This is a genomic window from Salinivirga sp., from assembly GCF_035268865.1.
Taxonomy (GTDB): Bacteria; Bacteroidota; Bacteroidia; order Bacteroidales; family Salinivirgaceae; genus Salinivirga.
On record NZ_DATFKB010000020.1, the window covers coordinates 1 to 11701 of the forward strand.

The following is an 11701-nucleotide window of genomic DNA, read 5'->3' on the forward strand; positions in this document are numbered from 1 at the left end:
CGAATCTGTGCATAATTTGTATTAGAAGATATAATATGCCAGCGGCATCGGTTCTAAAACCCAGGCGAGAATCACTTAATACTTTCTGAATATTAGGCGTTTTGTTTTACAAGATTTCTTAAATATTCCGGCATGTTAAAAGGCTGAGTTTTAGTGGTGGCTTTTAAATACAAGGGATGTCGGGGATGACCTGCTTTTGTGAGGGTCCCTATGCTGAGCCACTGGTGAATATGGTTATCGGCAATTTGGCAAATATCTGCGAGGCAGTGGCTGAAATATGGGCGATGTGTTATGAGTGTGCCCCAGGCAGCCCAGAGGTTAACTTTTTTAAACTGCCCCATGAGTCGTGAAATGGCTTCTATGTTTTGTGTATGCAGTTTTTTGTTGAGTCGTTTGTGAATATTTACCGGATGTGTGGCCCGTTGGGGATAAATATTGAGCATGATCCAGCTGTCGAATCCATTATTGTACGTTAATCGCTCTACTGACCTAACGGTATTATCGAGATCTTCCGGTGCTGCTGTACTTGGGTTAATGCCAAAACAGATCAAAGGGTTCTCACCCTTGATGCCAAGCACATAACGGTTTTTGTTCTTTAAGTCAGTTTCGTAAAGCCAGTCGTCCGGTTGTTGCATCACTCATCCATGTTTTTTTCACATACACAACGAAATCCAAGCCAATCTGCAGGCCCATCATATGAAAAATCCTTTTCAATGGTAACTTCTTCGGCCTTGTGTCGCCACGATCCCCCTTTAGCAACTCCTTTTACCGCGATTATTTCTGCCACGTTACCCAAAATATTGTAAACCCCGTAAGTGTTTTTCCAATAAGCATCTACCTTGTTTGTGATATCGGCTTTTTGACTAATTCCATTTTCGTTTTTATCTCTGGTAGTTTTGAAATTATGGCGGGGGGCGTTGCGGTATTTTTTTCTTTTAAATTTTCTTTTGGCTTTTTTTGAATAATCAGCGCTGGCAATTTTTTCCCATTCCGCTTTTGTTGGCAAACGGTAGGTGTATACATTCGGAATATTTTTAATTGTAGCCAGCTGTTCAGGGTCAATTTTATGTTTTTCAATGTAAATTTTTTCATTCACCCGGTCGCTGCGCCATTTGCAAAAGCTCCTGGCCTGTTCGTAACTTATTCCAATTACAGGGTAATTCTTATAGGCAGGGTGTTGATAGTAATATTGCACATAAGGTTCATTATACTTACCCTGTCTCCAAACCAGTGTGTCAGGCAGCACCGCTTTATATTTTTTTGACTGTTCGCCATACTTCCTTTTGGCCCAAAACATATACTCTTTCCATTCGAGATTTGAGATTTCTGTCACATCACAATAAAGGTTCTCCTCGATTTTTACTGTGCCGGGCGGTTTGTCATTGCTGGCAAATAAATTAAATGATAGTGCTACCAGAGATAAAATTACAATTGTTTTCATGTTCAATAGAAATATTTTGTTTGCTTAAACAAGCGAAAAATAACAATCTTTATTGTATTGCGGATCGGTTAATCTATTTTTGATTGCATATTGTTTTTGATTATTACTGGTCATAAGTGCCCATTTTGTATTAAATTAGTGCTTATGAGAAAAATCAAGATACAAATGCTGGCCTTTTCCGGCGCAGATCAGGAAATATATGACAAAGGAATGGAGTTACTGGAGCGCTTTGTACCCGAAGATGCATTTATGTTTACTCATGTAAATCCAGATGTATTGTTTTTTATAACCGGTGGTTCTGAAAAGCATGCTATAGAAGCCTGTGCCAAACTTGACCGGGTATTATTATGGTCGCATGATGGTGATAACTCCAATGCTGCAGCTACAGAAGTAAAAGCTTATTTGGATAAAAAGCATACTTTCAGTCTTCTTTGGAGCATTCAGCAACAAGGGTTTGCTAATTATGTTATAAATTTTCAACAAACCCTTTCAGCAACTGACAAGCTTAAAGATCAGCAATTGGGTCTTATTGGCAATGTGTCAGAATGGCTAGTGGCATCTGAAATATCAGAGAAGAAACTGAGAGAGCGGTTTGGAGTATTTTTGGCACCTATCTCATGGGATGCTTTAAGGCCTTACAGCGATTTTGAACCTTCTGGAAATTTTATGCAACACTTTGAAGGAGCCAGCGAGGATGAACTTGTAAAAGCTGCCCGGGTGCATCATTTAATGACCAGCACCATAGAAGAAAACCACCTTGATGCCATTACTGTCGAATGTTTTCCGTTGGTAAAACAGCATGCCGTAACAGCCTGTCTGTCGCTCTCATTGCTTAATGATATGGGTATTCCGGCTGGCTGCGAAGGCGACCTGACAAGCATTACCGGCATGATGCTCTCCAAAGCGCTTACAGGCGAAATTGCATGGATGGCCAATACAGTGAAAATTGAACCCGATAAGGTTCGCTTTGCGCATTGCACCATTGCCAGCAAAATGGTAAGGGCATACAACATCATGACCCATTATGAAACCGGACTGGGAACAGCCATTCAGGGCGAGATTAATGCTGAAAAACTTACCGTATTTCGTTTCGATAGCGAACTGAAACAAGCTTTTATTTCTATTGGCCAGGTGGTGGACCGGCCTAAATTGAGCAATGCATGCCGCACACAGGTGGATTTGGCAATGCCTGAAGAAGATATTAAAAAATTGCAAACACATCCGCTTGGTAATCATCATCTATTTTTACCGGGCGATCACCGGAAATTAATCGAATTGGCAGTTTTGTGGAGTGGGATGGAGGTAATCTAGTGTCATGTAAAGCATAATCTGACGGGCCAAGTATTGATCTTTTCATTTTTATCGGCGTTAAAAAATGTTTACAGAACGCTGCTATGCGCACATTTTTTGCCTTGCTAAAAACGAAAATCTCTTCTACTTACCCGAAACACTAAACTTGACATGACACTAGCTTATATTTCATAAAAAAGAGGCTACTAAAAAGTATGATCCTTTTTGGTTAGCCTCCCTGTGTTTGTTTAATTTTAAGGACTATTCTTTTCCAAGTACCTGCTTAACAACTTTCGTGATATATTTTCCGATAATGTCAAATTCGAGGTTGACAATGGTGCCCTCTTCGTAGGTTTTAAAAACGGTATGCTCATAGGTATAAGGAATAACAGCAACCTGGAATGTTTTTTTCCGGCTGTTTACCACAGTCATACTTACACCGTCAATTGATACAGAACCTTTCTCAACTGTAATGTTATCGCCTTTGGGCTCGTATTTAAAAGTAAAGTACCAGCTGCCATCTGCTTCTTCTACATTCGTTACTGTAGCAGTTTGATCTACGTGTCCCTGAACCATGTGTCCGTCGAGGCGGCCATCGGCTTTCACACTTCTTTCAAGGTTTACAAGATCGCCGGGTTTGAGATTACCAAGGCTACTTTTTAGCAGTGTCTCTTTTACTGCTGTAACAGTGTAATCATTATCAGATTTATCCACAACAGTAAGGCAAACGCCATTATGCGATATGCTTTGGTCAATGGCAAGTTCATCTACAAATGCGCAAGTGATGGTAAGGTCGACATTTTCGCCTTTTTTTTCCACTTTAACCACTTTTCCGGGCTCTTCTACTATTCCTGAGAACATAATTGATCAGTTTTATATGTTTATAGAGGACACGAAATTAGTTATTCGTGTGCATAAATTACAATTTTTTTGACATTGGTTAGCGGTGATCTTTCAGAAAACAGCCTGCAGTAAAGTTTATAGCCTTTTCAATTCCTTCAAAATTGGTTTTAAGAGTTTGTTCTATCTTAGAATTGTCATAAAATGTTTTCGAAAAGGCAGAGCTGGCAGTATTTTTATTGATTTGTGAGCGATGGCCGGTGAGCTTTGAGAAAAAACCAGTAATGGCGGCTAAAAAATACATCATCCATGGTTGGGCAGCAAATCGGGGCCTTCTAACGCTTAAATTATCGGCGACCATATTAAAAAATTGCCGGTAGTTGAGGTTTTCGTTGTTCAGAATAAACTGTTGGTTTGAAATATCATTGAATAGAAGGTCGCTCATTGCTTTTGCTACATCACGCACATCCACAAATCCGGTTGTGCCGGTAGTGAAAAATGGCAGGCCTTTCCATACAGACTTGAATAACCGTGGGCTTCCCTGGTCCCATTGTCCGGGGCCAATGATTACTGTTGGATTCACAATTACAGCATCCATGCCTTCTTCCACACCTCTCCAAACTTCAAGTTCAGCTAAATGTTTGGAATTACCATAAACAGATACGGGATTAAACTCGAACTCCTGGTTATCTTCTTTAACTTTATTGTCGGAACCATCACCTAAAGCCGCTATGGAGCTTACATAAATAAATTTTTTCACACCCGCCTCAAGTGCTGCATTTACCATATTTTCGGTTCCGTGATGGTTTATATTCAGCAAGTTACCCTTGTCGAGCGGAGAGAATGATACCAACCCGGCACAATGAATAACAGAATCGACATCTGTTTCAAGAGCGGTTTCAAGTGAAAATATGTCAGTTATATCTCCTTCAACAAGCTGTATTTGATTATCGTAATTATTTAAGTCGGCGCCATAATACTGAAAAGTGCGGGCTAATCGGCTGATGCGATGTTTTTTACGCACAAGGAGTTTTACTTTATGTCCCTGACTTATCAAATGGTAGGTCAGGTGACTACCTACTAACCCTGTTGCGCCTGTTACAAAAATCATATTTTAAAAAATTGATTTCTTAACTTCGTACGAAGTACTACCAATAATATGGTTGCCATGGATAATTTCAAATTTATACATACCCGGAGGTAATGTTTCGTATACCTGGTAGTAAATGCACATATCAATTGCTTCGTTATTGTACTTCAGGTTACGTTTTGCAGAGTACATAATATTGGTATTATTCACCTGTACAGAATCGAGTTGTTGGTTCTCCATCACAAAATCGGCTGGTGTAATAATTCTTAAATAAATAGTTTTATCACCTGCTTCCACAACTCTGTTTTGGTCTATTGTAAAACAAGCTTTGAATTTATCAATGCGCTTGTTGCGGTTTCTTTCATTTCCATTTTCGTTCAGTCCTACAGCCGTAATATTCATAGCACGCAAAATTGAAGCTACTTCCACTTTCTCCGAAGCCTCTTCCATCTTTTCAGAGAGCTGCTCGTGTTCGGTCTGAATTGTTTTGTAACGGGTCCTTACCTGTTTGTTTTCCTTGCGCAGCGCAATGTTGCTCTGGTTAAGAGAGTCAATTTGTACGATGTAGCTTCTCATGATTTTGCGCAAAGTAGAAAGCTCTTTTTCGTACTCTTCAAATTTTGTTCTGCTGTAACTACGCTCATTACGCAGCCTGGTAAGTAATTTTTGAACCCGCTCTTTTTCAGCCAGCAATTCTTTGTTTACCTCTTCATTTGTGGTTTGCAAAGATTCGTATTCGGCAATCATATTTTCCAGGTTATTTTCAATGCTGTCTTTGGTAATTGTAAGCTCAACATTTTCCTGAATCTGGGCCTTGTTTTTCTCCTTTTCAGTGTAGTACAACCATGCCAACCCAATAACTGCGAGTGTCAATATGGCAAGTGTGATATTGTAAAACAGATTTGAACGGTTTTTGCTACCATTGCTATCTGTTAAGTTATGATCAAAATTTTCTGTGTTCATTATGGCTTTTTTTTCGTTGTGTCAGGAACTTATTTTGTTGCAAAAATAATAGATTGTCAGTTCATTCAAGGAAAAATAGTGCCAAAATATAGGGGCTTATCATAATTCAAACAAAAATGTCCTGATTTTGTACCAAATATTACAGTTATTACGTCATTAAAGCTATATTATTGCAAACAGGACAAACAAAGAATATTTTTTACATTTGGAATATATTTTGTGTATTTAGATTAATTAAAAATTAAATAATTCAAGGCTTATGGCCACAGAACAAGATAAAATACTCGATGAAGTAACGAAAAGTGATTACAAGTACGGGTTTGTTACAGAGGTTGATGCAGATGCCCTACCAAAGGGGTTAAATGAAGATATAATCAGGCAAATTTCTGCTAAAAAAAATGAACCGGAGTTTATGCTTGAGTACCGGCTCGAGGCTTATAGAAAGTGGTTAAAGATGAAAACACCCAATTGGGCACACTTAAATATACCCGAAATTGATTTTCAGGATATTATTTATTATTCGGCACCCAAGAAAAAGCCCAAGTACGAATCAATGGATGAGGTTGATCCTGAGTTGATAGAAACGTTTAATAAGTTGGGGATCCCACTTGAGGAGCAAAAAATGTTGGCAGGAGTAGCTGTAGATGCCGTAATGGACAGTACTTCAGTGAAAACAACATTTAAAGAGACGCTGGCAGAGAAAGGCATTATTTTCTGTTCCATTAGCGATGCAGTGCAGGAACATCCGGATTTGGTAAAAAAATACCTTGGAACTGTGGTGCCGCCTGACGATAACTTCTTTGCAGCACTGAACTCAGCTGTTTTTTCCGACGGATCTTTTGTTTACATTCCCAAAGGCGTTCGGTGCCCAATGGAATTGTCGACATATTTCCGCATTAATGCAGCCAATACAGGTCAGTTTGAGCGTACACTAATCATAGCCGAAGATGATAGTTATGTGAGCTACCTTGAGGGTTGTACAGCTCCCATGCGCGACGAGAACCAGCTTCATGCCGCTATTGTGGAGATTGTGGCCCTTGACAATGCTGAAGTAAAATATTCGACCGTACAGAACTGGTATCCAGGAAACTCTGAAGGCAAGGGTGGTATTTATAATTTTGTAACCAAGCGAGGTCTGGCCAAAGGTAAAAATTCCAAGATCTCCTGGACGCAGGTTGAAACAGGCTCAGCTATTACCTGGAAATACCCGAGTTGTGTGCTCATGGGTGATAATTCCGTTGGTGAGTTTTATTCTGTGGCTGTGACCAATAACCATCAGCAAGCTGATACCGGCACAAAAATGATACACCTTGGTAAAAACACCAAAAGTACGGTAGTATCCAAAGGTATATCGGCCGGTAAGAGTCAGAATAGCTATAGGGGTTTGGTTAAAGTGATTAAGCGGGCCGATAATGCACGAAATTTTTCGCAATGCGATAGCTTATTGCTGGGAGATAAGTGTGGAGCTCATACTTTTCCATACCTGACTATTAATAACCACTCTGCGCAGGTTGAACACGAAGCTACAACCTCTAAAATTGGTGAAGAGCAAATTTTTTATTGCAATCAGCGGGGTATAGAAACCGAAGATGCCATTGGAATGATTGTGAATGGTTATGCCAAAGAGGTTATAAATAAATTGCCAATGGAATTTGCAGTAGAAGCACAGAAATTATTGCAAATTAGCCTAGAAGGCAGTGTGGGATAAAGAAACAGAAACAACAATTAGCAAAATACAATATCATGTTATCAATAAAAAACTTACATGCATCCATAGAAGGACAAGAGATATTAAAGGGAATCAACCTTGATGTGAAACCCGGGGAGATTCATGCCATTATGGGACCTAATGGTTCCGGTAAAAGTACGTTGGCCTCGGTATTGGCCGGACGCGATATTTTTGAGGTTACAGAAGGAGAAGTAACCTTCCAGGGAGAAGATTTGTTTGACAAAGAACCTGACGAACGAGCCAAAGATGGTTTGTTTCTGAGCTTCCAGTATCCGGTGGAAATTCCGGGTGTAAGCATGGTTAATTTTATGCGTACAGCTGTAAACGAGATACGGAAGCACCGCGGTCAGGAAGAACTGAAATCATCAGATTTTCTGAAGGTTTTGCGTGAGAAAAAAGCATTGGTTGAAATAGATTCGAAATTAACCAACCGTAGTGTTAATGAGGGTTTTAGTGGTGGAGAGAAAAAGAAAAATGAAATTTTTCAAATGGCCATGCTCGAACCAAAGCTTTCGATACTAGATGAAACAGATTCAGGTCTTGACATTGATGCCCTGCGCATTGTAGCCAATGGTGTGAATAAGCTTAAAACTAAAGATAATGCCACAATCGTGATTACACACTATCAACGATTGTTGGATTATATTGTGCCCGACCATGTGCATATTTTGTATGATGGTAAGATTGTAAAATCCGGTGACAAACAACTGGCAGTTGATCTTGAGCAGCATGGTTATGAGTGGGTTAAGAAAGAAATGGCACTTTAAAAAATTGCAACTATGAGTACTGATTTAAACCAAAAATATGATCAGTTAATTGCTGATAACCTTGACAATGTTCAGGCCCATTCCAGCAATTTATTGAACAGTTACAGGAAAGATGCTCAGCAGGCATTCCATAAAAATGGTTTACCCAGCATTAAGAACGAAGACTATAAGTATACTAACGTTTTACCGCTGTACAAACAGGAATGGAATTTACCACAGCTCGAGAAAGAGCTGCCAATGAATATCAATGAGATATTTCGTTGCGATGTGCCTAATCTCGATACCGACCTGGTACTTACTGTAAATGGACGTTTCCATGAGTTTCAGGGAAACGCAGATAAGCTACCAGAAGGCACTATTATTGGCGGCCTTGCGGAGATGAGTGAAAAATATCCTGAAATAGTTAAACCATATTTGTTTCAGCAGGCAGAGCAGGATACCGATAGTCTTGTTGCTCTGAACGGGGCGCTCGCAGTCGATGGATTGTTTATTTATATCCCGCGTAATGCTGTTTTTGAAAAACCTATCCAAATTGTGAATTTATTGCTGGGTGAACGGCCATTGCTTACACACAAACGTAACCTGGTTGTTGCCGATGAAAATGCGCAATCGCAAATTGTAATTTGTGATCATACGCTCAGTGCAGAACGTTTCTTCGACAACAGTGTTACAGAAGTAGTAGTGAAGCAAAACGCGCGTCTGGAATATTACAATATTCAAAACCAGCATAATGGGTCATCGCAAATTTCATCATTGTTTGCCAATGTGCATCGCGATGCCACATTCCACACCAGTACCATTAGTTTGCATGGTGGTTTAATTCGTAATAATTTGCGCATTTCGCTGCTTGAAGAGGGTGCACATGCCGATGCATCGGGTCTGAGCCTTACCGACAGGGAGCAGCATGTCGATAACCACACCTATATCGATCATAAAGCTGCCAATTGTACCAGCAACCAGTTTTTCAAAAGTGTTTTAGACGATAAGTCTTCAACAGCCTTTACCGGACGTATTATGGTGCAACCCGACGCGCAGCAAACCAATGCATATCAAAGTAATAAGAGCTTGCTGCTTACCGACGATGCATCTTCAAACAGCCGGCCGCAGCTCGAAATATATGCCGACGATGTAAAATGCAGCCATGGTGCCACAACAGGCCAAATCGATGAGGAGGCACTCTTTTATATGCGTCAACGTGGTATTAATCAAAGAGAGGCACGCTTACTGTTGATGTTTGCTTTTGCCTATGAGGTTATAGATAAAATTAATGTAGAGCCCCTTGCCCTGAGGATTGAGGACCTTGTAAATAAACGATTGCGAGGAGAGCTTTCAAGGTGCAATAATTGTGAAATTAAGTGCCAGTAATAACCGTTTATTAAACGGTAAAATATAAATATCAGTACCATGAGTTTAAATGTAGCAGATATTCGCAGGCAATTTCCAATACTGGAACAGCAGGTTTACAAAAAAGACCTGGTGTATTTCGATAATGCTGCTACAACCCAGAAACCAAAGGTGGTTATTGATGTGTTGGATGAATATTATAAAAAGTACAATGCCAACATTCACAGGGGCGTGCATTTTTTAAGCTCGCATTGTACCGATGCCACAGAAACAGCTCGTAAAACTGTCCAGCATTTTATCAATGCGAAACACGCTCATGAAATTGTTTTCACCAGGGGCACTACCGAATCAGTAAATTTGGTAGCCCAGTCGTTTGCATCTGAATTTATAAATGAGGGAGATGAAATTGTGGTTACCCGCATGGAGCATCATTCCAATATTGTACCATGGCAATTAGTATGCGAAAAATACGGGGCTAAGCTCAAGGTTGTAGATATTTACCCCGATGGTACCATCAACATGGATAGTTTTAAAGCGGCTTTGAATGCAAAAGTTAAAATTGTTGCATTTACGCATGTATCCAACACGCTTGGAACTATAAACGATGTACAGACCATGACCCGGCAGGCCCATAGTCAGGACATACCTGTGTTAATCGATGGCGCTCAGGCTGTGCAGCATACCCATGTTGATGTGCAGGAGATTGATGCTGATTTTTATGTTTTTTCGGGGCACAAAATCTATGCACCAACCGGAATTGGTGTTTTATATGGAAAAGAAGAGTGGCTCGAAAAGCTACCACCCTGGCAAGGTGGCGGCGAAATGATCGATCAGGTGACATTCGAAAAAACAACTTTTAATGAGCTGCCCTTTAAATTTGAAGCCGGCACACCGAATTATATTGGTGCCATTGCTATGGGGGAGGCTTTATCGTATGTAAGCAACAACGGAATAGACGCCATTAAAAAACATGAAGACGATTTACTAAACTATGCGACCGAACGCATTACCACAGTCGATGGTGTTAGAATAATTGGCGAAGCCCCTCAAAAAAGCAGTGTGTTATCGTTTGTAGTCAATGGTGTGCACCCATACGATATCGGTGTTTTGCTCGATAAAACCGGAATTGCCGTGCGTACCGGTAATCATTGTACACAGCCATTGCACGATTGGTATGAAATACCAGGAACAGTGCGGGCCTCTTTTGCCATGTACAATACAAAAGCTGAGATTGATTATTTTATGGATAAAATGCAGCAAGTATTGGAAATGCTTAGATAAATTGAAAATCCCAAATTATGAGTACTATTGACGAAAAGCAACAAGAAATTGTAGATGAATTTTCAGTATTTGATGACTGGATGGATAAGTATGCATATTTGATTGAACAAGGTAAGGAGCTCACAGGCCTTAAAGACGAGCATCGCACCGATAATAATGTGATTAGTGGCTGCCAGAGTAAAGTATGGCTGCATGCTGAATATAATGATGGAAAAATCGTTTTTACGGCTGACAGCGATGCAGTGCTCACAAAAGGTCTTGTGGCCATGGTAATTAAGGTGTTCTCGAATGAGAAGCCCGATGCCATAATCAATGCAGAGCCGTGGTTCATAAAAGAAATTGGCCTTGAAGAAAACTTATCGCCTACGCGTTCCAATGGTCTGAATGCAATGCTTAAGCAAATAAAGTTTTATGCCATGGCTTTTAAGGCCAAACATGGTTAAATGCTGAATTACTGCAGGTTAATTTTTTTTGATTGTAGCATTTAAAGAATAATCCGATGGCACAAAAAGTAGAAGAAGCACAAGTACTTGAAGTACTTAAAAATATATTCGACCCGGAAATACCAGTTAATATTTATGACCTGGGTTTAATCTATAAAGTAGATATAGACGATGACAATACGGTGGAGATATTAATGACCCTCACTGCACCCAATTGTCCGGTAGCACCTTCGCTAGTTTCGGAAGTTACCGAAAAAGTAAAAGGAATAGAAGGCGTACAGGATGCCTTTGTGAATCTTACATTTGACCCACCCTGGGATCAGGAAATGATGAGCGAAGAGGCTAAGTTGGAGCTGGGATTTATGTAATTTGTTTTAAAACTGCTCCGAAATCATCTTTAGTTCATTGGTTTTTATCACCTTAATTTTACGGCCTTTGAGTTCGATAAGCCCCTGTGATTTGAATTGTGATAGCATGCGAATGACCGATTCTGTAGCTGTACCCACGAGGTTA

At 40.0% G+C, this 11701-nt stretch carries 13 protein-coding genes; 7 read left to right on the plus strand and 6 right to left on the minus strand.

Annotated elements, in window-relative coordinates:
* Positions 1-92: 92 nt before the first annotated feature.
* Both VJ937_RS01270 and VJ937_RS01275 read right to left on the minus strand, forming a co-directional pair.
* Positions 93-635 (minus strand): DUF1643 domain-containing protein, encoded by a 543-nt coding sequence (locus VJ937_RS01270; RefSeq protein ID WP_324065117.1) that lies wholly within the window; start codon positions 633-635, stop codon positions 93-95.
* Positions 635-1441 (minus strand): formylglycine-generating enzyme family protein, encoded by an 807-nt coding sequence (locus VJ937_RS01275; RefSeq protein WP_324065109.1) that lies wholly within the window; start codon positions 1439-1441, stop codon positions 635-637. Before VJ937_RS01275 ends, VJ937_RS01270 begins: the two co-directional genes overlap by 1 nt.
* Positions 1442-1585: 144 nt before the next feature.
* On the opposite strand from VJ937_RS01275, the gene VJ937_RS01280 reads away from it, so the two are divergent.
* On the plus strand, positions 1586-2752 hold the full coding sequence (locus VJ937_RS01280; protein ID WP_324065110.1) for a hypothetical protein: 1167 nt from the start codon (positions 1586-1588) through the stop codon (positions 2750-2752).
* 240 nt (positions 2753-2992) lie between these two features.
* On the opposite strand, the gene VJ937_RS01285 is transcribed toward VJ937_RS01280, so the two are convergent.
* From VJ937_RS01285 to VJ937_RS01295, 3 genes are all read right to left on the minus strand, one after another.
* A complete protein-coding gene (locus VJ937_RS01285; protein ID WP_324065111.1) occupies positions 2993-3592 on the minus strand; it encodes a riboflavin synthase in 600 nt (199 codons plus the stop codon).
* A 79-nt stretch (positions 3593-3671) separates the two neighbouring features.
* Complete coding sequence (locus tag VJ937_RS01290) at positions 3672-4682, minus strand: NAD-dependent epimerase/dehydratase family protein (RefSeq protein ID WP_324065112.1); 1011 nt, start codon at positions 4680-4682, stop codon at positions 3672-3674.
* A 3-nt stretch (positions 4683-4685) separates the two neighbouring features.
* On the minus strand, positions 4686-5624 hold the full coding sequence (locus tag VJ937_RS01295; protein ID WP_057953293.1) for a hypothetical protein: 939 nt from the start codon (positions 5622-5624) through the stop codon (positions 4686-4688).
* Between the two features lie 259 nt (positions 5625-5883).
* Here VJ937_RS01295 and sufB point away from each other — a divergent pair, with 259 nt between their 5' ends.
* Genes sufB through VJ937_RS01325 form a run of 6 tightly spaced genes read left to right on the plus strand, consistent with a single transcriptional unit; the run spans position 5884 to position 11556 of the window.
* Positions 5884-7332 carry a Fe-S cluster assembly protein SufB gene (sufB, locus tag VJ937_RS01300; RefSeq protein WP_324065113.1) on the plus strand — a complete coding sequence of 483 codons (1449 nt, stop codon included), beginning with the start codon at positions 5884-5886 and terminating at the stop codon, positions 7330-7332.
* 35 nt (positions 7333-7367) lie between these two features.
* Positions 7368-8120 carry a Fe-S cluster assembly ATPase SufC gene (gene sufC / locus VJ937_RS01305; RefSeq protein WP_057953295.1) on the plus strand — a complete coding sequence of 251 codons (753 nt, stop codon included), beginning with the start codon at positions 7368-7370 and terminating at the stop codon, positions 8118-8120.
* Positions 8121-8132: 12 nt separating this feature from the next.
* Positions 8133-9485, plus strand: a complete 1353-nt coding sequence (sufD, locus tag VJ937_RS01310) for a Fe-S cluster assembly protein SufD (protein ID WP_324065114.1) — start codon at positions 8133-8135, stop codon at positions 9483-9485.
* A 39-nt stretch (positions 9486-9524) separates the two neighbouring features.
* On the plus strand, positions 9525-10745 hold the full coding sequence (locus VJ937_RS01315; protein WP_324065115.1) for a cysteine desulfurase: 1221 nt from the start codon (positions 9525-9527) through the stop codon (positions 10743-10745).
* Between the two features lie 17 nt (positions 10746-10762).
* Positions 10763-11188, plus strand: coding sequence for a SufE family protein (locus VJ937_RS01320; protein WP_324065116.1), 426 nt, complete (start codon positions 10763-10765; stop codon positions 11186-11188).
* A 56-nt stretch (positions 11189-11244) separates the two neighbouring features.
* A complete protein-coding gene (locus VJ937_RS01325) occupies positions 11245-11556 on the plus strand; it encodes an SUF system Fe-S cluster assembly protein (RefSeq protein WP_057953299.1) in 312 nt (103 codons plus the stop codon).
* 6 nt (positions 11557-11562) lie between these two features.
* Here the strand turns inward: VJ937_RS01325 and VJ937_RS01330 are convergent, their stop codons facing one another.
* Complete coding sequence (locus VJ937_RS01330; RefSeq protein ID WP_324065118.1) at positions 11563-11694, minus strand: helix-turn-helix domain-containing protein; 132 nt, start codon at positions 11692-11694, stop codon at positions 11563-11565.
* Between the last annotated feature and the right edge of the window lie 7 nt (positions 11695-11701).

What these genes read in the sequence shown, in the direction of transcription:
- VJ937_RS01275 (WP_324065109.1), bottom strand. Translation starts at nt 1,441, where the DNA reads ATGAAAACAATTGTAATTTTATCTCTGGTAGCACTATCATTTAATTTA.
- sufD (WP_324065114.1), top strand. Translation starts at nt 8,133, where the DNA reads ATGAGTACTGATTTAAACCAAAAATATGATCAGTTAATTGCTGATAAC.
- VJ937_RS01325 (WP_057953299.1), top strand. Translation starts at nt 11,245, where the DNA reads ATGGCACAAAAAGTAGAAGAAGCACAAGTACTTGAAGTACTTAAAAAT.
- VJ937_RS01315 (WP_324065115.1), top strand. Translation starts at nt 9,525, where the DNA reads ATGAGTTTAAATGTAGCAGATATTCGCAGGCAATTTCCAATACTGGAA.
- VJ937_RS01285 (WP_324065111.1), bottom strand. Translation starts at nt 3,592, where the DNA reads ATGTTCTCAGGAATAGTAGAAGAGCCCGGAAAAGTGGTTAAAGTGGAA.
- VJ937_RS01295 (WP_057953293.1), bottom strand. Translation starts at nt 5,624, where the DNA reads ATGAACACAGAAAATTTTGATCATAACTTAACAGATAGCAATGGTAGC.
- sufB (WP_324065113.1), top strand. Translation starts at nt 5,884, where the DNA reads ATGGCCACAGAACAAGATAAAATACTCGATGAAGTAACGAAAAGTGAT.
- VJ937_RS01280 (WP_324065110.1), top strand. Translation starts at nt 1,586, where the DNA reads ATGAGAAAAATCAAGATACAAATGCTGGCCTTTTCCGGCGCAGATCAG.
- VJ937_RS01320 (WP_324065116.1), top strand. Translation starts at nt 10,763, where the DNA reads ATGAGTACTATTGACGAAAAGCAACAAGAAATTGTAGATGAATTTTCA.
- sufC (WP_057953295.1), top strand. Translation starts at nt 7,368, where the DNA reads ATGTTATCAATAAAAAACTTACATGCATCCATAGAAGGACAAGAGATA.
- VJ937_RS01270 (WP_324065117.1), bottom strand. Translation starts at nt 635, where the DNA reads ATGCAACAACCGGACGACTGGCTTTACGAAACTGACTTAAAGAACAAA.
- VJ937_RS01290 (WP_324065112.1), bottom strand. Translation starts at nt 4,682, where the DNA reads ATGATTTTTGTAACAGGCGCAACAGGGTTAGTAGGTAGTCACCTGACC.